This is a genomic window from Asinibacterium sp. OR53 (assembly GCF_000515315.1).
Classification (GTDB): domain Bacteria; phylum Bacteroidota; class Bacteroidia; order Chitinophagales; family Chitinophagaceae; genus Sediminibacterium.
This window is the reverse complement of the sequence record NZ_KI911562.1, coordinates 1,344,970-1,364,880: the sequence shown is the minus strand read 5'-3', so window position 1 is coordinate 1,364,880 and position 19,911 is coordinate 1,344,970. Positions and strand designations below refer to the sequence as shown.

General features: G+C 45.8%; 25 protein-coding genes and 1 tRNA gene. 14 read left to right on the top strand and 12 right to left on the bottom strand.

Features of this window, described 5'->3' with window-relative positions; all coding sequences use genetic code 11:
* Nucleotides 1-2: 2 nt before the first annotated feature.
* From bluB to SEDOR53_RS0106130, 11 genes are all read left to right on the top strand, one after another.
* Nucleotides 3-647 carry a 5,6-dimethylbenzimidazole synthase gene (gene bluB / locus SEDOR53_RS0106180; protein ID WP_026768941.1) on the top strand — a complete coding sequence of 215 codons (645 nt, stop codon included), beginning with the start codon at nucleotides 3-5 and terminating at the stop codon, nucleotides 645-647.
* A 1-nt stretch (nucleotide 648) separates the two neighbouring features.
* Nucleotides 649-1,383, top strand: coding sequence for a diphthine--ammonia ligase (locus tag SEDOR53_RS0106175; protein WP_026768940.1), 735 nt, complete (start codon nucleotides 649-651; stop codon nucleotides 1,381-1,383).
* Between the two features lie 11 nt (nucleotides 1,384-1,394).
* Entirely contained in the window at nucleotides 1,395-2,426 is a 1,032-nt protein-coding gene (cobT, locus tag SEDOR53_RS0106170; RefSeq protein ID WP_037360679.1) for a nicotinate-nucleotide--dimethylbenzimidazole phosphoribosyltransferase, read from the top strand.
* Between the two features lie 5 nt (nucleotides 2,427-2,431).
* A complete protein-coding gene (locus SEDOR53_RS0106165) occupies nucleotides 2,432-3,226 on the top strand; it encodes an adenosylcobinamide-GDP ribazoletransferase (protein WP_232214728.1) in 795 nt (264 codons plus the stop codon).
* Nucleotides 3,227-3,237: 11 nt separating this feature from the next.
* On the top strand, nucleotides 3,238-3,843 hold the full coding sequence (gene cobC / locus SEDOR53_RS17260) for an alpha-ribazole phosphatase (protein ID WP_070415557.1): 606 nt from the start codon (nucleotides 3,238-3,240) through the stop codon (nucleotides 3,841-3,843).
* 145 nt (nucleotides 3,844-3,988) lie between these two features.
* On the top strand, nucleotides 3,989-4,567 hold the full coding sequence (locus tag SEDOR53_RS0106155; RefSeq protein ID WP_026768937.1) for a MarC family protein: 579 nt from the start codon (nucleotides 3,989-3,991) through the stop codon (nucleotides 4,565-4,567).
* The gene (locus SEDOR53_RS0106150; protein WP_198018821.1) at nucleotides 4,564-4,920 is read left to right on the top strand and encodes a DUF2752 domain-containing protein; all 357 of its coding nucleotides are present in this window, start codon (nucleotides 4,564-4,566) and stop codon (nucleotides 4,918-4,920) included. The genes SEDOR53_RS0106155 and SEDOR53_RS0106150 overlap by 4 nt, the downstream gene beginning before the upstream one ends.
* Nucleotides 4,883-5,236: a TM2 domain-containing protein gene (locus SEDOR53_RS0106145; RefSeq protein ID WP_026768935.1), complete on the top strand. Its 354-nt coding sequence runs from the start codon at nucleotides 4,883-4,885 to the stop codon at nucleotides 5,234-5,236. The genes SEDOR53_RS0106150 and SEDOR53_RS0106145 overlap by 38 nt, the downstream gene beginning before the upstream one ends.
* Nucleotides 5,237-5,314: 78 nt before the next feature.
* Nucleotides 5,315-5,677, top strand: a complete 363-nt coding sequence (locus SEDOR53_RS0106140; protein ID WP_026768934.1) for a hypothetical protein — start codon at nucleotides 5,315-5,317, stop codon at nucleotides 5,675-5,677.
* Between the two features lie 85 nt (nucleotides 5,678-5,762).
* On the top strand, nucleotides 5,763-6,092 hold the full coding sequence (locus tag SEDOR53_RS0106135; RefSeq protein ID WP_026768933.1) for a multidrug efflux SMR transporter: 330 nt from the start codon (nucleotides 5,763-5,765) through the stop codon (nucleotides 6,090-6,092).
* Between the two features lie 143 nt (nucleotides 6,093-6,235).
* Entirely contained in the window at nucleotides 6,236-6,961 is a 726-nt protein-coding gene (locus tag SEDOR53_RS0106130; RefSeq protein WP_198018819.1) for a cupin domain-containing protein, read from the top strand.
* Between the two features lie 56 nt (nucleotides 6,962-7,017).
* Here the strand turns inward: SEDOR53_RS0106130 and SEDOR53_RS0106125 are convergent.
* The 6 genes from SEDOR53_RS0106125 to rfbB all read right to left on the bottom strand — a co-directional run bounded on the left by SEDOR53_RS0106125 (nucleotide 7,018) and on the right by rfbB (nucleotide 10,830).
* Nucleotides 7,018-7,089: transfer RNA gene (locus tag SEDOR53_RS0106125), tRNA-Arg, on the bottom strand.
* A 54-nt stretch (nucleotides 7,090-7,143) separates the two neighbouring features.
* A complete protein-coding gene (idi, locus tag SEDOR53_RS0106120) occupies nucleotides 7,144-7,668 on the bottom strand; it encodes an isopentenyl-diphosphate Delta-isomerase (RefSeq protein ID WP_026768931.1) in 525 nt (174 codons plus the stop codon).
* A 76-nt stretch (nucleotides 7,669-7,744) separates the two neighbouring features.
* Nucleotides 7,745-8,245: an RNA polymerase sigma factor gene (locus tag SEDOR53_RS0106115; RefSeq protein ID WP_026768930.1), complete on the bottom strand. Its 501-nt coding sequence runs from the start codon at nucleotides 8,243-8,245 to the stop codon at nucleotides 7,745-7,747.
* 103 nt (nucleotides 8,246-8,348) lie between these two features.
* Nucleotides 8,349-9,212, bottom strand: coding sequence for a glucose-1-phosphate thymidylyltransferase RfbA (gene rfbA / locus SEDOR53_RS0106110; protein ID WP_026768929.1), 864 nt, complete (start codon nucleotides 9,210-9,212; stop codon nucleotides 8,349-8,351).
* A gap of 3 nt (nucleotides 9,213-9,215) precedes the next feature.
* Complete coding sequence (gene rfbC, locus SEDOR53_RS0106105) at nucleotides 9,216-9,773, bottom strand: dTDP-4-dehydrorhamnose 3,5-epimerase (RefSeq protein ID WP_026768928.1); 558 nt, start codon at nucleotides 9,771-9,773, stop codon at nucleotides 9,216-9,218.
* Between the two features lies 1 nt (nucleotide 9,774).
* On the bottom strand, nucleotides 9,775-10,830 hold the full coding sequence (gene rfbB, locus SEDOR53_RS0106100; RefSeq protein ID WP_026768927.1) for a dTDP-glucose 4,6-dehydratase: 1,056 nt from the start codon (nucleotides 10,828-10,830) through the stop codon (nucleotides 9,775-9,777).
* 115 nt (nucleotides 10,831-10,945) lie between these two features.
* Between rfbB and SEDOR53_RS0106095 the strand changes: the two genes are divergently transcribed.
* Nucleotides 10,946-12,097: an acyltransferase family protein gene (locus tag SEDOR53_RS0106095; RefSeq protein ID WP_026768926.1), complete on the top strand. Its 1,152-nt coding sequence runs from the start codon at nucleotides 10,946-10,948 to the stop codon at nucleotides 12,095-12,097.
* Nucleotides 12,098-12,115: 18 nt separating this feature from the next.
* Here the strand turns inward: SEDOR53_RS0106095 and SEDOR53_RS0106090 are convergent, their stop codons facing one another.
* From SEDOR53_RS0106090 to SEDOR53_RS0106065, 6 genes are all read right to left on the bottom strand, one after another.
* Nucleotides 12,116-12,847: a sugar phosphate nucleotidyltransferase gene (locus SEDOR53_RS0106090; protein WP_026768925.1), complete on the bottom strand. Its 732-nt coding sequence runs from the start codon at nucleotides 12,845-12,847 to the stop codon at nucleotides 12,116-12,118.
* Between the two features lie 14 nt (nucleotides 12,848-12,861).
* The gene (locus SEDOR53_RS0106085) at nucleotides 12,862-14,301 is read right to left on the bottom strand and encodes an RNase adapter RapZ (protein WP_026768924.1); all 1,440 of its coding nucleotides are present in this window, start codon (nucleotides 14,299-14,301) and stop codon (nucleotides 12,862-12,864) included.
* A 63-nt stretch (nucleotides 14,302-14,364) separates the two neighbouring features.
* Nucleotides 14,365-15,786, bottom strand: a complete 1,422-nt coding sequence (locus SEDOR53_RS0106080) for an APC family permease (protein ID WP_198018817.1) — start codon at nucleotides 15,784-15,786, stop codon at nucleotides 14,365-14,367.
* A gap of 107 nt (nucleotides 15,787-15,893) precedes the next feature.
* Nucleotides 15,894-16,985 (bottom strand): PA0069 family radical SAM protein, encoded by a 1,092-nt coding sequence (locus SEDOR53_RS0106075; RefSeq protein WP_037360675.1) that lies wholly within the window; start codon nucleotides 16,983-16,985, stop codon nucleotides 15,894-15,896.
* 17 nt (nucleotides 16,986-17,002) lie between these two features.
* On the bottom strand, nucleotides 17,003-17,617 hold the full coding sequence (locus SEDOR53_RS0106070; RefSeq protein WP_037360673.1) for a 2'-5' RNA ligase family protein: 615 nt from the start codon (nucleotides 17,615-17,617) through the stop codon (nucleotides 17,003-17,005).
* Between the two features lie 15 nt (nucleotides 17,618-17,632).
* Nucleotides 17,633-18,043, bottom strand: a complete 411-nt coding sequence (locus SEDOR53_RS0106065; RefSeq protein WP_026768920.1) for a hypothetical protein — start codon at nucleotides 18,041-18,043, stop codon at nucleotides 17,633-17,635.
* An 81-nt stretch (nucleotides 18,044-18,124) separates the two neighbouring features.
* On the opposite strand from SEDOR53_RS0106065, the gene SEDOR53_RS0106060 reads away from it, so the two are divergent.
* Nucleotides 18,125-18,556, top strand: a complete 432-nt coding sequence (locus SEDOR53_RS0106060; RefSeq protein ID WP_026768919.1) for a LexA family transcriptional regulator — start codon at nucleotides 18,125-18,127, stop codon at nucleotides 18,554-18,556.
* Complete coding sequence (locus SEDOR53_RS0106055) at nucleotides 18,553-19,833, top strand: Y-family DNA polymerase (protein ID WP_026768918.1); 1,281 nt, start codon at nucleotides 18,553-18,555, stop codon at nucleotides 19,831-19,833. The genes SEDOR53_RS0106060 and SEDOR53_RS0106055 overlap by 4 nt, the downstream gene beginning before the upstream one ends.
* Nucleotides 19,834-19,911 lie beyond the last annotated feature (78 nt).

The following is a 19,911-nucleotide window of genomic DNA, read 5'->3' as shown; positions in this document are numbered from 1 at the left end:
GTATGCAGTTTAATATCACAGATACCGAAATACTGAGAAACATCATCCTCCACCGCAGGGATGTAAGGGGAAACCGCTTCTTGTCAACTCCTGTTTCAACTACTGTAATGGATCAGCTATTGTTTGCATTTGAACATGCACCATCTGTAGGATATTCCCAGCCATGGCAATTGATAGTTATCGAAAAAGAAACTACTAAACAGGCCGTTAAGAATATTTTCATTGAGTCGAATGATCATGAGCGTGTTCGTTTTGATAGCGACAAAGCAAGTCAGTACCAGCGTTTGAAGCTGGAAGGGATCGTAGAAGCACCTATTAACATAGCTGTCTTCTATACGCCACCTGAGCAACCGGTATTAGGACAGACAATGATGCCAGAGGCAGGCTTGTATAGCGTTGTTTGCGGCATCCAGAATATGTGGTTAATGGCCCGGTCACTGAATGTTGGAATGGGATGGGTAAGCATACTGGAACCGGAAAAGATAAAAGAAGTACTGCATGTTCCATCACACCTGCAACTGGTAGCGTATTTATGTATTGGCTATGTGAGCAAGTTCGACGAATTACCCGAATTGGAACTATTAGGGTGGGAACGCAGGAAAGATCAAACTGAATTCATCCATCACGAAACATTCAAGCAACCTTAATATGCTACCTTATCGATCTTATTTTAATTGGAGTGGAGGAAAAGACAGTGCGTTGGCGCTTCACTACGCATTGCAGCAACCTGCCTATAGCATAGAAAGGCTGATAACCAGCGTAAACAGCACTTATAACCGTATTTCCATGCACGGAGTGAGGGCAGAACTGCTAGAGCAACAAGCCGGCGCCTTGGGTATACCGCTACAGCAGTTACGGATGTCAGACCAGCCTACGATGACAGAATATAACCAGGCTATGGCTGCATTAACTGCTTCATTGTATAAAGAAGGATTTACCCATTCTGTTTTCGGCGATATTTTCCTGGAAGATCTGCGTAAATATCGCGAAGAACGGCTTGCAGAGCAACATATAAGTGCGTATTTCCCGATATGGAAAAGAGATACTACTGAGCTGATACATGAATTCATTGACCTCGGCTTTAAAACCATAACCGTTTGTGTTAAATCGGAACTGCTGGATCAAAGCTTTGTGGGCCGTGTTATTGACAAAGACTTCCTGAAAGATCTTCCTTCCAATGTAGATCCTTGTGGCGAGAATGGCGAGTTTCACACATTCGTTTTCGATGGTCCCATATTCAAACAACCCATTCCATTTACACTGGGCGAAAAAGTATTCAGGGAATACCAGGCGCCAAAGGACCAGGATGATAATTGTTTTACTGGCAAAGCCAAACGGCCTGCATCTATGGGATTCTGGTTCTATGATCTTTTACCCGTTTAATTTCATTCATCATGTTACAAGAACAACTGCAACAGGCCATCAACAATAAAACCAAACCATTGGGCGCACTGGGTGTGCTTGAAACGATCGCATTACAAACAGGCATGATCCAGGGAACGCTTCGCCCTGTCATCCGTCATCCGCATATTGTTGTCTTTGCAGGTGATCATGGCATCGCCGCAACCGGACTCGTCAACCCTTATCCACAGGCTGTAACGGCACAGATGGTGTTGAACTTTTTGCACGGAGGCGCCGCTATCAATGTTTTTACCAGGCAACATCACATTGAGTTGATAGTAGTGGATGCCGGCGTGAACCACGATTTTACCCAATTGCCCGATCATCCTCATTTCATTCATGCGAAGATTGCGCAAGGCACGCACAATTATCTCGAAGCGCCAGCCATGAGCCGCGAGCAGGCAAATGCAGCCATTGCAAAAGGAAAAGAAATTGTACACCAGCTGGCCACCAAAGGATGCAATTGTATTGGCTTCGGTGAAATGGGTATTGGCAATACTTCCTCAGCCTCGCTGATCATGAATGCGTTGACAGGTTTATCTATTGAAGCCTGCACGGGGCGTGGAACCGGCGCATCGGATGAACAATTGCAAACAAAGATCCGTACGCTGGAAACAGTTGCACAAAAGCATCACCTGAAAGCTTATGACAAAGATGCCATTGACCTCTTATCGAAAGTGGGTGGTTTTGAAATTGCCATGATGGTCGGCGCGTATTTGCAGGCTGCCGAAGAAAAAATGGTGATATTGGTAGATGGATTCATTGCAACTGCTGCTCTTCTCATTGCAAAAGAACTGGACCCTGTTGTATTGGATCATTGCATTTTTGCACATCACAGTGGTGAGCAGGGACATGAGAAAATGTTGCAACACCTGGAAGCCAGGCCCCTATTGCAGTTGGGCATGCGGCTGGGCGAAGGAACGGGCGCGGCCCTGGCTATTCCACTGGTGCAAAGCGCCGTTAATTTTCTTTGTGAAATGGCCAGCTTTGAAAGCGCAGGAGTAGAAAAAAAGAGTAGAGACTAACCAATATGGAGCAAACGCAAAACAAATCCGGATTGAAACATCAATGGCATGTTTTTCTTACTGCCGTGATGTTCCTTACGCGCATACCTGTTCCGCATAATATTGACCATAGCAGCGGGATGCTACAGAAAGCTGCCAGGTATTTTACCTGGGTAGGACTCGTTGTGGGTGTTATAGGCGGCGGGGTATTTTTTCTGTTGAATAAATATTTACCCGGTTCTCTTTCCATTGCTTTTTCGATGCTGGCGACTATTTTGGCTACCGGCGCTTTTCATGAAGACGGTTTTGCCGATTGCTGCGATGCTTTTGGAGGAGGATGGACTAAAGAAAAGATATTATTGATCATGAAAGATAGCCGCCTGGGTACTTACGGCGTAGTAGGATTACTGGGTGTGCTTGGTTTTAAGTTTTTGTTGCTTTCTTCTCTTATCGTGCTTTGCGATCCCTTGCATTTAGCATTACTGATAATAGCGGCACACAGTACCAGTAGGCTCATGGCCATTGGCATTATGCAATCTTATTCGTATGTACAGGATACCGATACCAGCAAAAGCAAACCAATTGCGAGCCGCAAGCTCACAACGCTTGAATTATTGATAGCGGTATCGGGCGCTTTATTGCCTATGTTGCTGCTAAAGCCTGCGCTCTGGCTGGTATTATTACCCATGGGCATTGCATGCTGGTGGGCCGGGCGGTATTTCCATAAATGGATCGGCGGCTATACCGGCGATTGCCTCGGCGCCACACAACAATTAACGGAACTGGTGTTTTATTTATCGGTATTTTTCATTATCCGTTAATTTGCACGATTATGGATATATACCTCATCCGGCATACGACTCCTGCCATTGCCAAAGGCATCTGTTACGGGCAAACAGATCTCGATGTAACCGACAGTTTCCCGGAAGAAATGTTGCGCACCAAAGCCCATTTACCACAGTCAGTGAGCACTGTCTTCAGCAGCCCGCTGCAACGTTGCAGGAAATTGGCGGAAGCCCTTTTCCCACAGCATCCTATTCATTTTCACGATCATTTGAAAGAATTGGATTGCGGCACCTGGGAAATGCAGCCCTGGGATGATATTCCTAAAGAAGAGATCGATCCCTGGATGAAAGATTTTGTGCATGTAGCAGTACCCAATGGTGAAAGTTATACCAGGATGCACAAACGTGTGGTCGATTGTTTTGAACAAATACAACAGCTTCCGGGTCCTGCTGTGATCGTAGCCCATGGCGGCGTGCTTCGCAGCATCCTCTCGCATATTACCAATACACCATTGAAAGAATCATTCGACGCTTTTACACTGCATTATGGTTGTGTGGTCAGGCTCCATAAAAATGGGTCGGGCTTTGCGCATGAAGTACTGTATAACCATTCCCTGGAAGGAAAAGAATGGCACAGACCAAGTAAAAATTGATCGTCATCCCGAGCGTCTTTGCAACGTCATCCCGAGCGAAGCCGAGGGATCTGTCTGAATGTGAAGCAGCCCCTTCGACTCACTTCGTTCGCTCAGGGTGACGATCAATAAAATATCTTTTTTATCTTTAGTCAAACCGCACCCGATGTCTCTCAGCTTCGATCAACTCCTTACTGTTACTTTCACCTTGTTTGCCGTGATTGATATTGTGGGGTCGATCCCGTTGCTCATTGCCCTGAAAGAGAAAATGGGCGGCATCAAAACAACACAGGCAACGCTTGTTTCAGGATTACTGATGATCGGGTTTCTGTTTGTGGGAGAACCATTTTTGAAAACATTGGGACTGGATGTACGTTCTTTTGCGGTGGGTGGTTCGGTAGTGATTTTTTTATTGGGGTTGGAAATGGTACTCGGACATGAGATCTTCAAAGGCGATAAAGATACCAATGCCGGAAGTGTGGTTCCCATTGCTTTCCCTATCATTGCCGGTAGCGGCACGCTTACTACCATCATGTCGCTTAAAGCGAACTTCGAAACTGTTTATATTTTATCAGGCATCCTCATCAATCTCCTGGTAGTGTACCTTGTTTTACATTCTTTGAAATTCATCGAACGTATCCTGGGTCCCGCCGGTTTACTGGCTATCCGTAAATTCTTTGGCGTGATCCTGCTGGCCATTGCAGTAAAAATATTCAGCAGCAATATTGCTGCATTTGGGAAATGAACCGTTTTACCATTACCATATCAACTTATTATACCAGGGCCTTTCAGTGGTGCCGGGCACGAACAGAGTTGTTGTTTTGGGTGATGGCATTGCTGCTGTTGTTTTTTTTGCCGGAAGGTGGTACCGGTATTTCGCTTTGCCCTTTCAAATGGATCGGTTTCAAGTATTGTCCGGGTTGCGGCATCGGCCATGCGATCCATCATGCCCTGCACCTGAACCTGCGCGATTCCTTTTCCAGTCACCCAATGGGAATACCCGCAGTAATTATTATATTTATCCGTATTAAACAATTGCTCTATCCTACAAACCAAACAAATGAAACCCAGTCTTATTACCATGATCCCCGCCCTTGAAGGCGAAGAATTGGTTCACCTGCAAAGCATCACCCGTGAATTGAGCGATGAACAACTGCAAAGTTTTATCGCTGTATACAATGGCAAACGCCGTAAAACCGACGATATCCTGATAGGTTGCATATTAGGCTTCGTATGTGTAGGCGGTATACAACGTTTCATGGTAAAACAAAACGGTATGGGTTTATTGTATCTGTTCACAGGAGGCTTATGCCTGATAGGCACGATTGTTGATCTTGTGAATCATAAGAAACTCACTTTTGAATACAACCAGCAAATGGCGAGAGAATCCCTGGCGATGGTACATTCTTATTGATTGCCTTATTGTTAAAACAATGATGATCCTTTTGATAAATGCTTTGAAAGGAGTAATTTAACAGGAAAACCCACTAATATGAAAGCGTTTTTGTTAAGTATTTGTTTAGCATTTGTACTTGTTGGTTTCGCACAGCAGAAACCTGCAACCACTGCAACCACTGCATCTGCTGCTCCTGCCACTGCAGAGAAAGCAAAGCACGTACAGAATCCCGCTGCATGGGCCTGTCCGAAGTGTTATGCCATTACCAAGGATGGCGGTCAGTGTGCCAGCTGTAAGACAGACAAAGTGCAATTGGGTACTTATTATTGTACCCATTGCATGAAAGGTACCGGAGCCAAAGCAGGTAAATGTCCTGCCTGCGGCATGGCTACCACACAAATGACCCGCAAGCTCTGTGCAGAGCATACAAAAGGCACGGCCATGAAAAAAGCAGCCTGATCGAATGATCGCCCAATAAAAAGCCCGCCTTCGCTAAAGCCACGGCGGGCTTTTTATTGGCTACCTTTGCGCGAATCGTCTCAATATGAACTGGATCATTTTAATCATTGCCGGATTATTCGAAGTGGGTTTCGCGTCCTGCCTGGGTAAAGCCAGGAGCAGCAGTGGCACCACCGCTACCCTTTGGTATGCAGGTTTCCTGGTCTGCCTCACCATCAGCATGTACCTGCTCATGAAAGCCACGCAGAGTTTGCCACTTGGCACTGCTTATGCAGTATGGACAGGCATCGGTGCAGTAGGAACCGTATTGGTAGGTGTTCTTTTCTTTAAAGAACCTGCCAACTTCTGGCGCATATTTTTTCTCATTACGCTGATCGGGTCAATTGTAGGTTTGAAAGCAGTATCGCAGCATTAAAAATCTGGCCAAAGCTAGATATGGAAATTGCGCCAACATGAATTATTGGTAAATTACCTTGATTTTTTCAAAAAAGATTATTACACACTTTCTGTATGAAGATTGCTGGCTTTATTCTGTCATTACTGATAAGTGCCGCTTGTATGGCGCAACTACCTATACTCGAATCGAAAGTTTATACCTGGGATAAATGCAATGCCGTGATAAAAAAGGCTTCAGGAATGGAGAAGCTCATCTTCAATGGTAATGGCGGTAAGTTATCTCTCCATAGTATGAAGGGTATCATTCTTTACAAAGGGAAGAAATTGAATTATCCGTCAGACAATAATGGCCCTGAACGGTTCTTCATCATCAAAAAGGGACCCGTTTCCGTGCAGCTGTCAGGGATAGAATATACCATCGACAAGGGTTCGGTGATTGTATTATTACCGGGTGATGCACTAACAATCCTCAACAGTAATAATACCAATGCAGAACTCTATGAAATGACATACCATTCGATCGCTGCTCCTGATGCAGAAAGAGGCAGAAAAGCCGGAACCTCATTTGTGATGAACTGGAACGATATGGTCTTCAAACCCCATGATAAGGGTGGGGTACGTCAATTATTCGATAGGTCAACAACGATGCTCAATCGCTTTGATATTCATGTTACCCAACTGAACAAAGGGTTTAAAAGTCATGAGCCACATACACATGCCAATGAAGAGATCATTCTTATGCTGGAAGGAAACGCAGAAATGCAGATTGGAAACGAACACCAGAAAGCCAACCCTGGTGATGTAGTATTACTGAACTCAATGGTATTACACAACCTCACCAATATAGGAACAACGCCCTGCCTGTATTTTGCCATCCAGTGGAACTAATGCCATATCCGAATGAATTAACGCGTTGATTATCAATATATATTGAAGTATATCTGTGGCCACGCCAGGAATCGAACCTGGATCTGGAGCTTCGGAAACTCTTATACTATCCATTGTACTACGAGGCCTATGAGAAATGATACCCGGAAACGGCGCAAAAATAGGGGAAAGCCCTTAAAACCTCAGATTTCATTCCTGTGATCCCACCAATTGCGTATCTGTGGAAATGCGATATGGAACCACGTGGTAAATCGGGCCGGATCTTCTTTCAGTAACTGCGCTACCTGCGGAAAAGATTGGGAAATATAGCTTTCTACCTCCTGGGGGTTCGGGCTTATCGGGCCATCGTAATAACCCACGAATACATGATCAAATTCATGTTCGCTGAGTCCGTTCACGAATTCTGTTTTATAAATAAAAGTAAATGCTTTTTCCAGTGGAACATCAAAGCCCATTTCTTCTTTCAATCGCCGCGTGGCTGCCTGCAAAGTATCTTCACCCGGACGCGGGTGGCTGCAACAAGTATTCGTCCAGAGTCCGCCACTGTGGTATTTGTTGATAGATCGCTGCTGCAACAACAATTCGCCACGACTGTTAAAAATGAAAACACTGAATGCCCTGTGTAACAACGCCTTTTTATGTGCTTCTATTTTTTCCATCACACCCAACTCAATATCCTTTTCATCGACCAATATTACTTGTTCCATTCATTAAAATTACAGAAACCCAAGGAGAGTTATCAGTTGTGAATTGTTAGTTCCGAGAAGAAAAACCTGACATCCATCAACTCCTCTTGATCTGTTTCTTCAGCAACTTACGCGCAAAGTGAATGCGGCTTTTAATGGTACCCAGCGGCTCATGGAGTGCTTTTGCGATTTCATTGTAGCGATATCCTTCAAAATATAAAAGAAAAGGATTGCGGAACAATGCAGGGAGTTTGTATATCGCCGCCTGCATTTCTTTCAGGCTGATAGTAGAAAGGGCTTCATTGTAAACAGCATGCGCGCCCTGGTTGAGTAAAAATTCATTGGGAGTATGATCGAATATCGTACGCTGTTTAGCCCTGCGCCGATAATGATTGATGAAGATGTTGCGCATAATGGTGTACAACCACGCTTTGATATTGGTACCCTCATGGTATTTATCCTGGTTGGTTAACGCTTTGCATAAAGTTTCCTGGTAAAGATCACGGGCGTCATCCTGGTCATGAGTCAAGGTAGCGGTGAAAGGCTTCAGGAACTCAGCATTACTCAACAACATCTCGTTAAATTCTACGGTTGACATAACAGATGCGTTTGATTCCTGCCCTAAATTTACGAAATAGTTATTAGCTGGTAGTTGTTAGTTGACAGATACCTAACATTAACATTCCAACAACTAACACCTATCAACTTCCCCTCAGCCTGCGCAAATACTCTCCATAACCGCTTTTGGCATATTTATCAGCCAGTTTCGTCAGTTGTTCCCGGTTGATATATCCCATACGGTAAGCCACTTCTTCTATACAGCCTATTTTCTGGCTCTGCCTTTTTTCTATCACCCGTACAAATTCACAGGCATCGCTTAAAGATTCAAAAGTGCCCGTATCGAGCCAGGCCGTTCCCCGGCTCATAATACCCACTTTCAGCTTTCCCTGTTGCAGGTATTCATTGTTCACCGTAGTGATCTCGTATTCACCCCTCGCCGAAGGTTCAATGCTTTTGGCAATGGATACCACTTCATTATCGTAAAAATACAGGCCTGGCACCGCGTAATTCGATTTAGGTGCCTTGGGTTTTTCTTCTATCGAAATAGCATTTTGTTTTTCGTCGAATTCCACCACGCCATATCGTTCGGGATCGTTCACTTCATAAGCAAAAACAGCAGCGCCGTCTACATCGTTGAAAGACTGCACGAGCTGACTGAACCCGGCACCATAAAAAATATTATCACCCAGTATCAGCGCTACTTTATCATTCCCGATGAACTGCTCCCCGATCACAAAAGCCTGCGCCAGTCCGTTGGGCACCGCCTGGGTAGCGTAAGAAAACCTGCAACCCAACTCCGAGCCGTCTTCCAGCAGCCGCTGGAACTGGGTACTGTCTTCCGGTGTAGTGATGATGAGGATATCCCGGATACCCGCCAGCATCAAGACCGATAAAGGATAATAGATCATCGGCTTGTCATAGATCGGCATCAGTTGTTTGCTGATGCCTTTGGTGATAGGGTACAAACGTGTACCGGATCCTCCTGCGAGAATAATACCCTTCATGGTTTAAAAGTTAAGTTCGTTTGCAATGCTTTTCAAAGTGGGTAGTACCGTATCTTTTTCAGAAAGCAACAACTGCTCCTGCGGCAGCCCCCAGTCGATACCCAGTTCGGGGTCATTGTAAATAATTCCCCCCTCGGCAGCCTTGTTATAATAATTATCGCATTTATAAAAGAAGGTGGCGTTTTCACTCAACACTACAAAGCCGTGTGCAAAACCACGGGGCACATAGAACTGGGTACGGCTCTCGCCAGACAGTTCAACAGCGATGTGCTCACCGTAGGTAGACGATTTTTTACGCAGGTCTACCGCTATATCCAGCACCCTTCCTTCCAGCACCCGCACCAGTTTACTCTGGGCAAATTCGCCATACTGGAAATGCAATCCGCGCAGCACTCCTTTCTGTGAGCGTGACTGGTTATCCTGCACAAAATTCACATCGATCCCCGTTTGTTGCAGGAATGTTTTTTTGTTGAAGCTTTCAAAGAAATAACCCCGCTGATCACCAAACACAGTATCATGTATGATGAAGCAGCCTTCCAGTTTTGTAGGTTCCACTCTCATATCAGCGGTTGCTATACATTGATTCGTAATAATGTTGATAATTGCCGCTGGTAATATGGTTCAGCCATTCTGTATTGGCCAGGTACCAGTCGATCGTTTCGGCCAGCCCCTGTTCAAATGTTACCGATGGCTTCCAGCCTAGCGCTTTGTTAATCTTGCCGGCATCGATGGCATAACGCCGGTCGTGACCGGGACGGTCTTTGACATATGTGATGAGTTGCTCACTAGTGCCGGCACTGCGGCCCAGTCTTTCATCCATCAGTTTACACAAGAGTTTCACCAGGTCGATGTTCTTCCATTCATTGAATCCGCCGATATTATAGGTCTCACCGGTTATACCTTTATGAAACACTGCATCGATGGCTGTTGCATGGTCTTTCACATAAAGCCAGTCGCGCGTATACTGACCATCACCATAAACAGGCAAAGGTTTTCCGTTGATGATATTGTTGATGAACAAGGGTATCAGCTTCTCAGGGAAATGATAAGGCCCATAATTATTGGAGCAATTGGAAACGACGGTTTGCAGGTGATAAGTCTCATGATAAGCCCGCACAAAATGATCGGAAGAAGCTTTGCTGGCCGAATAGGGCGAGCGGGGATCATACGCTGTTTCTTCTGTGAAGAAACCGGTTTCACCCAAGCTGCCGTATACTTCATCAGTAGAAATATGATAGAAGCGGTGTTTGGAATAATCCGCCGCCCATTTTTTGCGGGCTGTATTAAGCAGGTTCACTGTGCCGATGATATTGGTATAGACAAAATCCAGCGGGGAAACAATGGAGCGGTCCACATGCGATTCTGCTGCCAGATGGATCACGTCGGTTATACTATATTCATCGAAAATTTTTTCAAGCGCTTCACTGTCGAGTATATTGGCTTTAACAAACCGGTAATTCGCTTTATTTTCAATGTCTTTCAGGTTCTCTAAATTACCCGCATAAGTAAGGGTATCTAGGTTAATGACCTGGTATTGGGGGTATTGGTTCACGAATAGCCTGACCACATGTGAACCGATGAAACCGGCTCCACCGGTGATCATAATATTTTTGCTCATCTGTACTGCTTTCTTAACGGGCGCAAAATAAGCAAATACCCTGCTTGGCGCCGCATCAGGGCGCTATATTTTCATTTTCCTTTACTATCTTCATCCGGTAATCAACCCGCCTGCCATGAATCAACGTTATTACTCGCTCGATGTATTCCGGGGAGCCACCGTGGCACTCATGATACTGGTCAACAACCCCGGTAGCTGGGCACATATTTATAGCCCGCTTGAGCACGCCACCTGGCATGGTTGTACGCCTACCGACCTGGTATTTCCGTTTTTCCTCTTTGCAGTAGGTAATGCCATGGCATTCGTGATGCCCCGTTTTGAACAGGCTGGTGCGGGTGTTTTCTGGAAGAAAGTGATCAAAAGGACCCTGCTCATATTCCTGATCGGTCTGTTCCTGAACTGGAGTCCCTTTGTGAAGTGGGATGGAGATCATATCGTTTTTAAGAGTTGGGATGCCGTACGCATACTGGGTGTATTGCAAAGGATAGCGCTTTGTTATTTCTTTGCTTCCATTATTGTATTCTACGGAAAAACAAAAGGCGCATTTGTAATAGGTGGCATATTGCTCTTATTGTATTGGTTCATCTGCAACTGGTTGGGCGCTCCCGGCGACCCTTACAGCCTACAGGGCTATTTTGGTACACAGTTCGATAAAAACATCCTGGGCGAAGCACACATGTACAGAGGAGAAGGGCTTGCTTTTGATCCGGAAGGATTGGGCAGCCTCATGGCGCCTGTTGTGCAGGTGATCCTGGGATTTATGGTAGGACAATACATCCAGCAAAAAGGTAAGAGCTATGAAATGCTCAGCAATCTTTTTGTTGCCGGGGTGGTGTTGATCTTTGCCGGCTTCTGTTGGGATATGGTATTCCCCATCAACAAAAAAATATGGACCAGCAGTTATGTACTCTATACAACCGGACTGGCCATGTTAACCATCGGCATACTCATTTACCTCGTTGAATTCAAAGCTGTCAAAGGCGCCTGGAGCCGGTTCTTTGATGTGTTTGGTAAAAATCCCTTGTTCATATTTGTATTGAGTGGATTCCTGCCAAGGGTATTGGCTATGTTCCGTTGGGTAGATCACCTGGATGAAGCCGGTAAAAAAGTATATACTTCTCCCTTCCCCTGGTTTTACAACCATATCTGCAAAGACATTGCTTCAGACCTGCGGGTAGGTTCGCTGGTATATGCGTTGGTAACGATCGCGTTTTATTGGCTGATCGTTTATATGCTGGATAAGCGGAAGATTTACATCAAAGTATAAACAATTGTTTGTGCAGGTTTATTTGCACCATGTTTCAGCTTTCGCAATACTTTCAGGTTTCCCTACGTCAATAAAATGCGCACCGCTGTGGTCGAAACATTGAATGGGGTAATGATCCATCAATGAAAGGTATACGTCTACCATGGAGAATTTTCCTTCCTGTTTCATTACCGGGAAAAGGCCGGTATTGATAATGTGAATACCACTGAATGCTTTCTGCTGCAACAGTGCATAGTCTTTTACAGACTGCAATCCAGCCGGTTTCTCTTCACCACTGTTCACATTGCGCCATCCTCTGAGCCTGCCTGCAGCATCAAATAAAAAATAGCGTGAAGTTGTCCTGTCAGATACTGCCAGTGTAGCAAGAGGTTGTTCCGCTTCGTGCCGGCGTATCATATCATCCAATCGCATATCGGTGAGAATGTCTACATTCATGACTACAAAATCTTTTTCCGCTTCAAAATACCAGGCGGCTTTCTTCAATCCACCACCCGTTTCCAACACAGCATCTGTTTCATCGGAAATAGTGACGCTACTACCCCATCCTTTGTTTTGAGTGATGGCATCAATAATCTGATCTGCAAAATGATGCACATTAACAATCACATCATGGATCCCGAATTGTTGCAGGTATTCAATATTGCGTTGCAGCAGGCTCTTGCCATTTACCAACGCCAATGCTTTGGGATGATGATCGGTCCAGGGTTTGAGCCGGGTACCAAGACCTGCGGCGAATAGCATGGCTTTCATAGTACGCGCGTAATTTATTGTACCCAGTTCAATTGATTGGTATGTGTGAGCACGACTTTTACTTTGTATTTGTTCTTCAGGTGCCGGGCTGTTTGTTCGGCAGCATACACACTGCGGTGTTGCCCGCCTGTGCAACCAAAATTGATCATCAGGTTGCTGAAATCCCGCTTTAAATAGGCTTCTACTGTGATATCCACCAGGTCCCACACGCTGTTCAGGAACTCATTCATCTTGGTGCGTTGCTCCAGGAAATCCTGTACAGATTTGTCTTTCCCGCTTAGCTTTTTATATTCATCGAAGCGGCCGGGATTCAGGATTCCCCGCATATCGAATACAAAACCGCCTCCGTTTTCTGATTCATCGCTAGGTATACCTGTACGGTAACTGAAACTGTTAATATGAATAATCAACGGCGTTTGCTCGTTGGCCTGTGGCGGTTCAAAACGCGCTGTCATTTCATCGGTTACCACCAGTTTCAATACCCGTGTAAACTCAGGCATTACGATGCCAATGCGTTTGTTCTCTATGAAAAATTTCAGGTTGCGAAGTGCCAGTGGAATACTGGCCAGGAAATGTGCCTTTCGTTCGAACAGCCCCCTGAATCCATAAGCACCCATCACCTGCAATAAGCGGATCAATACATATCCGTTGTACTGGCTCACGAAAGTAACACGGTCTACCGGCTGCTCCAGCAATTGATCAATCTGGTCCATATAGTAGTCCAGTAAATCGTCTTTCCATCTTTCGCTCAGCTCTGCTTTGGCCTGCCATAACAAAGAAGCTACATCGTATTGCAGCGCTCCTTTCATTCCGCCCTGGTAATCGATGAAATTCACTTCATCGTTCTTTACAATGATGTTGCGGCTCTGGAAATCGCGGAACATAAAATACTTGTACTCTGTATGCGTAAGATAAGTACTCAATGCTTCGAAGTCATCCAACATGGCCTGTTTATCGTAAGGCAATTGCAGGGTGTCGAGAAAATAATATTTGAAATACAACAGGTCACTTAAGATAGCTTGTTTGCCAAATTCCTTGGCCGTAAGGCTCCAGTCGTAATCCAGTCCCTTGTCGCCCAGTATTTGCATTTTAGCGAGGGCCGACAAACTTTTCTGGAATAATCCGAATGCATAATCACCATGACCGTTCTGTTCCAGTTTATTCAACAATGAATCACGGCCAAGGTCTTCCTGGATATAAAGGGTGTCGTCTTCATTAACGACCAGGATACGGGGAACTGGGAGGCCTGCATCTTTGAAATGCTTGCTGAAATAAATGAATGTCTGCGTTTCCTTTTTATTGAGGTTATAGGTAGCAATAAAACTATCCAGGCCTGCATATATCCTAAAATAAATCCTGTCGCTCCCGCTTTGCGGCAATTTTTCAATGCGATCTGCTTTCCTGCGTTGCAAGATTTCGAAAAGCTCCTCAATGGCCGTAATAACTGCCTCCATAATCTGTATACTTTGGGCGAAAATAGCGGAAATGCCTGATTTGATGGTTCAAACCCTTTCTTATCAAGTATCAGCAACAGGCGAAACTTGTTTCCTGCTGCAATAATAAAGTGGTATGCCCGCGAGCGTGATCAATATACCCAGCAAAGAATTGATCACCGGGGTGTGTCCATTTCGATAATTGGTAATATCGGTATACAAAGTGCTGATGAGGAACAGGCAGGTGAATGCGACAAAAACAAAGGGAACAACCGGGTAGCCCCATACTTTATAGGCACGCGGAACATTTTTCATCTTGTAACGAAGGATGAAAACACCCAGGGCGCTTATACCATAAAAGAACCAACTCACAAAAATGAGCATATCGGTAAGCATGTCGAACGAGCCACTGAAAATGAGCAGGATGGTCCATGCGGCGTTCAAGAGCAAGGCATTGCCCGGCGTTTGATAGCGTGGCTGTACTTTCCCTGCCCATCGGGTTCTTTCAGCCGATGCGCCTGTAGCAAAAGTAACCCGGGCGGTAGCCAGTACATTGGCATTGGTAGTACCCAGTACAAATAACATCACCAACAGAGCGATCAGGGAACCGCCTTTCATACCCCACACAGCAGATGCTGCATCCGAGGCCACAAAAGAGGATTTTGCCAATTGTTGAATGGGCAATACATATACAAAAGCCAGGTTCAGCAATACATATACAACAATGCAGAAAAGCAATCCGGCGAAAAGACTGCGGGGAATGTTCCGTTGTGGTTCTTTGATCTCACCTGCCACGAACGTGATATTGTTCCATCCGTCATAAGCCCAGAAAGCCCCTGCAACCGCAGCCATATACATACCAATAAAATTCCATCCCTGCAGGTTTTGCGGCGTAGTAGTTACCAGGTGCTCCCAGGATCCTTTACCCGAAAACAGGATACCGCCGATAAGTAACACGATGGCTACTGCTTTCAAAGCAGTTAAAAACCGCTGCACCATACTGCCATATCCTACACTGAAATAATTGATCAGGGTTAATACAACAATGATGAACACGGTAAGCAGTTTTACTCCTATCTGCTCCAAAGGAAAAAAGGTTCCTACTCCGGGAATATGCAAGTGATAAGCCTGCTCCGTTGCAAGCGACAACCTGGGTAAGTGAATAAAATAATTGGCATATTGCGAAAACACATAAGCAATAGAAGCATTGCCGGCCGTATTGAATACAGCGAAAGCTGCCCACCCATACAGGAATGCAAAGCGGGGACCATACATTTTTTGAAAGAATACGAACTGGCCACCTGTTTCCGGGAACATCGCTGCTACTTCTGCATTGGACAAAGCCCCGAACAAAGTAACAATACCCGCTACCATCCACACACTCAACAATAACAATGGCGATTGCAACTGGGCAGCCATCAACGCCGGTTTCATGAATATACCCGACCCAATCACTCCGCCTATTACAATAGCAATGGTGGTTCGAAGGGAAAGGGTGCGTTTCAATATGGAAGAGGAAGCGCTAATAAGAATTACTGATTTCTGATTTGATCATTTCTGATTAATTTCATTATTCTCATCAATGAAAGTAAGATAAATCAGAAACGATCAAATCAGAAATCAGCAAATAATTTCCCTTGCTCACCGGGTCTTCTGAACTGCGAACAATCCAGTTCCCAACGCTCTGCATTGAGTTTATACAATTTGTTGTATTTAATGAACTGCTGTCGTACAAGATCAGATATGGGCCCCTCCCCGCGCATGCGCACGCCATAACGGCTGTCGTTCACTTGCCCACCGTGGCCGTTCTCTATCAGGTGCCATACTTTATCGGCACGGTCGGGAAAGTTTTTATACAACCAGTCATGAAAAATGAGTTTGATAGCGCCGTTAAGTCGTATGAAAGTATAAGCACTGAATTTTGCTCCGTTCTGACTGGCAGCCTCCATGATGCGTTGCATTTCATGCTCATTCAAACCAGGTATCATAGGCCCCAGCATTACCCCTGCCCGTACCCCGGTATCACTCAATTCTTTTATTACCCGAAGCCTTTGCTTCGCAGTTGTTGTACGCGGTTCCATGGCACGGCGTAAATCTTCATTGAAGGAGGTGATGCTCACCAATACACTCACCAGTCTTTTGCGTGCCATCTCCTGCAACAGGTCCTTATCACGCAATATGCCGGCATTCTTGGTGATCATGCCTACCGGCTGGTTGAACTCGTTGCATACTTCCAGCAATTGCCGGGTGATCTTATATTTTTTTTCTGCCGGTTGGTAACAATCGGTATTACCACTCAAACTGATGGGCACACATTGCCAGTTCTTGTTCATGAGGAATTTACGCAGCAATTGCGGCGCATTTTTTTTAACGATGATCTTCCGTTCAAAATCCAGTCCCGCACTGTATCCCCAATATTCGTGTGCATTGCGCGCATAACAGTAAATACAACCATGCTCACAGCCCTGGTAAGGATTCATGCTGTAGAACATTCCTACATCGGGACTCTCCACTTTATTCACAATGCCCTTGGCCTGGTCTTCCAGGTATACTGTTGCGATATTGTGCTCCGTCCAGTCATCAATGGCTTCTATATGTTCCCTCACCCTTTCATTTTTTAGGAAACGGTTACGCGGGTTGAACTGCGCGCCCCTGCCTTTTAAATATTGGTCAGGCGATATTGGTTGTTCTTGTTCTTCTTCCATATACAAAATCCCCTCCTTTAAAAAAACAGGTTTGCCTGTTTTGGTTCTACTCTTTTTGTGTTCAGCAACTCGAATCGTTTTACGAGTTCATATTTTTTAGTACCTGTCTCTTTTCTTAACAACAATACGTGTTGGGCCATGAACCGCCCGTTGAAATGGCTGTTACTGAACGCCAGCCATCCTTTCTCGTATTGCCAGGGAAGCAGCTTGCGCGCAACTGTCAGGTGTGGCTCGGTAATGAAATGTGGTTTATGTTCCGCATCGAATTTCAACAAGCGCTGCACCGGGCGCAACGACCGCACCAGTTCCGTAATCTGTGTTTTAGTCTTCACTTCTATATAAATGGTGTGCGTGGGAAAACTGCCAAAATTTTCCAGCTCTACTACAAAAGACGGATTCGCCGTGATGAGGGTATCCAGTCTTTGTACGATACGCGATTCCAGCATATTGAATTGCATGAAACGCAACAATGTGATATGCGGTTTACTGTGCATGGCGGATGGACATTCATACCGTTCGGCAAAAGATTGTTTCAGCGCCATGATGGTTGCCCGCAATGCCTCATGTGGCTCCAGCACCAGCAGGTAATCACTTACCGGGCAATCTGCCAGGGGGTGGATGCTATTTTGCATATTCGTGTTTTTGGGTCAGGCCGGTCGCAGGCCGAATACATTCACCTGGCGACTCGTATCGAATGCATGTTTTCTCCGCACCAATACCAGTTCCGTTATTTCGAACGAAGCAGGCAAGGCATCGCAAGTGCCGGCGGGTAAACTGGGGTTGGTGATCAGTTTCATATCCGGACAACCATAGCTCCGCACATAGTCATCTACTATTTTCAATTCCCTGGCCAGTTGCTGCAAAGGCTGCCGGTCAGAGATCCGTACAACCGATTCTTCTGCGGGAGACTGCAGGGTAACCCTGAAACTTTTCTGCGCACTGATGATGCGGTGCATCCAGCGGATCAACGTTTCTTCCATGTCTTCCCGGGCCCAAAAATGAGCCAGGGTCAGTGAACCCGCTCCCAGGCGGGTGACGAGTTGATAATTCCATTCCATATTTTCCGGTATTATTTTTTAGTTTGTCAATTATTTTAGCATAAATTTACTAAATAATTTAGTTAAACAAAATTAATTTCTATGCAAGGGGAACAGTGGTACGGAGCCGCCTATAAAGGCTCCAAACAATTCAGCCAGTGGGAGATCCCCACTGCCAACGCCACCGGCTTTGGCGCAGCAGCCGATGATTATATGGAAAGAGGCATCGACCTCAACGAACAACTCATTCACAACAAACCCGCTACTTTTTTCTTTCGCATGAACAGCGATGCCATGATCGGCGCCGGCATCTACAGCGGCGATACCCTCATCGTGGACCGCAGCCTCAAAGCCACCACCGGCAAAGTGATCGTAGCCATCGTGAACGGCGAATTGTTGGTCAGGCGCGTGCACACCCATATCAAGGGTATTGCACTGGTGGCTGAGAACAAACGCTACGGCGATATACTGATCGACGAATTTTCTAACTATGCCGTATGGGGCGTAGTGGTCTACAGCATACACCAGTTATGAAAGCGATCGTTGACTGCAACAATTTCTATTGCTCCTGCGAGCGGCTGTTTAAACCCGAACTGCGAGGCAAACCCGTAGTGGTATTGAGCAATAACGACGGATGCATCGTCTCGCGCAGCGATGAGGCCAAAGCATTGGGCATTGCCATGGCCGGTCCTTATTTCCAGGCAAAGCCGCTGATCCGGCAGCATAATGTCACTGCTTTTTCATCGAACTATCACCTGTATGGTGATCTGAGCTGGCGGGTCATGGAAACACTCCGTCTGCTCTTACCTCCCGGCCGCGTGGAAGTATATTCGGTGGACGAAGCCTTTCTCGACCTGGACCATATCCCTAAAGATCAGATACGGGAAATGGCCATCCGGATACGGACTGTGGTAGAACAATGGACGGGCATCGCCGTATCCATTGGTGTAGCACCTACTAAAGTGCTGAGCAAAATAGCCAACCGGCTGGCCAAAAAACACAAAGACATCACCGATTGCGTGCTGGTGCTGGATAGTCCCCGCACCATACAACAAGCCCTGGTGAAAACGGATATCGAAGACATCTGGGGCGTAGGATTCCGCTATGCCCATAAACTACGGCAGCAAGGCATTAACAATGCATACGAGCTGAGCATCAAAGATCCTTCCTGGGGACGTAAATATATGGGCGGCGTAACAGGCACCCGGTTACTGAAAGAATTGCGGGGAGAATCCTGTATTGAAATGGAAGGAGACCGGCTTGTTAAAAAAATGATCGCCACTACACGCATGTTCGGCTCTCCGGTGCATGATGTGAAAGACATCAAAGAAGCCATCGCCGCCTATACCTCACGCGCGGCAGAAAAACTGAGGCGACAACACGGCGCCGCAAAAGTGGTAAGCGTATTCATTGTTCCCAAAGAACAATCGCACAATACTTATTTCAGACACGGACCTACCATCAGCAGTCATGTTACCCTTCCGCTCGCCACTTCCCTCACACAGGAACTCATCAAACCGGCAGTAGAACTGGCAGAACAACTTTATGAAGAAGGGAGAACCTATAAAAAAGCAGGTGTGATGCTCAGTGGCATCGTGCCCGACGAATCGGTGCAGGGCAACCTGTTCAAGCCGGAGCCCCTCAACAACCGCCGCCTGCTCATGAGTACCATGGATAACGTAAACTTTGCCATGCGCGACGACATCCTCAAATTCGCTTCTTCCGGTACTACCCGTAACTGGAAAATGCGGCAGGAGCTACGCAGTCCGAGGTATACTACGAGGTGGGAAGAGTTATGCGAAGTTAGATGACAGATATATTGAAGTCATTTCAAACAACTAACAACTTTATCAAGAAAGGATGATCTTTGAATCATCACTTAAAACAGC

Bases quoted from the DNA above. Each gene is read 5' to 3' on its own strand.
- bluB (WP_026768941.1), top strand. From the start codon at position 3: ATGCAGTTTAATATCACAGATACCGAAATACTGAGAAACATCATCCTC.
- SEDOR53_RS0106175 (WP_026768940.1), top strand. From the start codon at position 649: ATGCTACCTTATCGATCTTATTTTAATTGGAGTGGAGGAAAAGACAGT.
- cobT (WP_037360679.1), top strand. From the start codon at position 1,395: ATGTTACAAGAACAACTGCAACAGGCCATCAACAATAAAACCAAACCA.
- SEDOR53_RS0106165 (WP_232214728.1), top strand. From the start codon at position 2,432: ATGGAGCAAACGCAAAACAAATCCGGATTGAAACATCAATGGCATGTT.
- cobC (WP_070415557.1), top strand. From the start codon at position 3,238: ATGGATATATACCTCATCCGGCATACGACTCCTGCCATTGCCAAAGGC.
- SEDOR53_RS0106155 (WP_026768937.1), top strand. From the start codon at position 3,989: ATGTCTCTCAGCTTCGATCAACTCCTTACTGTTACTTTCACCTTGTTT.
- SEDOR53_RS0106150 (WP_198018821.1), top strand. From the start codon at position 4,564: ATGAACCGTTTTACCATTACCATATCAACTTATTATACCAGGGCCTTT.
- SEDOR53_RS0106145 (WP_026768935.1), top strand. From the start codon at position 4,883: ATGAAACCCAGTCTTATTACCATGATCCCCGCCCTTGAAGGCGAAGAA.
- SEDOR53_RS0106140 (WP_026768934.1), top strand. From the start codon at position 5,315: ATGAAAGCGTTTTTGTTAAGTATTTGTTTAGCATTTGTACTTGTTGGT.
- SEDOR53_RS0106135 (WP_026768933.1), top strand. From the start codon at position 5,763: ATGAACTGGATCATTTTAATCATTGCCGGATTATTCGAAGTGGGTTTC.
- SEDOR53_RS0106130 (WP_198018819.1), top strand. From the start codon at position 6,236: ATGGCGCAACTACCTATACTCGAATCGAAAGTTTATACCTGGGATAAA.
- idi (WP_026768931.1), bottom strand. From the start codon at position 7,668: ATGGAACAAGTAATATTGGTCGATGAAAAGGATATTGAGTTGGGTGTG.
- SEDOR53_RS0106115 (WP_026768930.1), bottom strand. From the start codon at position 8,245: ATGTCAACCGTAGAATTTAACGAGATGTTGTTGAGTAATGCTGAGTTC.
- rfbA (WP_026768929.1), bottom strand. From the start codon at position 9,212: ATGAAGGGTATTATTCTCGCAGGAGGATCCGGTACACGTTTGTACCCT.
- rfbC (WP_026768928.1), bottom strand. From the start codon at position 9,773: ATGAGAGTGGAACCTACAAAACTGGAAGGCTGCTTCATCATACATGAT.
- rfbB (WP_026768927.1), bottom strand. From the start codon at position 10,830: ATGAGCAAAAATATTATGATCACCGGTGGAGCCGGTTTCATCGGTTCA.
- SEDOR53_RS0106095 (WP_026768926.1), top strand. From the start codon at position 10,946: ATGAATCAACGTTATTACTCGCTCGATGTATTCCGGGGAGCCACCGTG.
- SEDOR53_RS0106090 (WP_026768925.1), bottom strand. From the start codon at position 12,847: ATGAAAGCCATGCTATTCGCCGCAGGTCTTGGTACCCGGCTCAAACCC.
- SEDOR53_RS0106085 (WP_026768924.1), bottom strand. From the start codon at position 14,301: ATGGAGGCAGTTATTACGGCCATTGAGGAGCTTTTCGAAATCTTGCAA.
- SEDOR53_RS0106075 (WP_037360675.1), bottom strand. From the start codon at position 16,985: ATGGAAGAAGAACAAGAACAACCAATATCGCCTGACCAATATTTAAAA.
- SEDOR53_RS0106070 (WP_037360673.1), bottom strand. From the start codon at position 17,617: ATGCAAAATAGCATCCACCCCCTGGCAGATTGCCCGGTAAGTGATTAC.
- SEDOR53_RS0106065 (WP_026768920.1), bottom strand. From the start codon at position 18,043: ATGGAATGGAATTATCAACTCGTCACCCGCCTGGGAGCGGGTTCACTG.
- SEDOR53_RS0106060 (WP_026768919.1), top strand. From the start codon at position 18,125: ATGCAAGGGGAACAGTGGTACGGAGCCGCCTATAAAGGCTCCAAACAA.
- SEDOR53_RS0106055 (WP_026768918.1), top strand. From the start codon at position 18,553: ATGAAAGCGATCGTTGACTGCAACAATTTCTATTGCTCCTGCGAGCGG.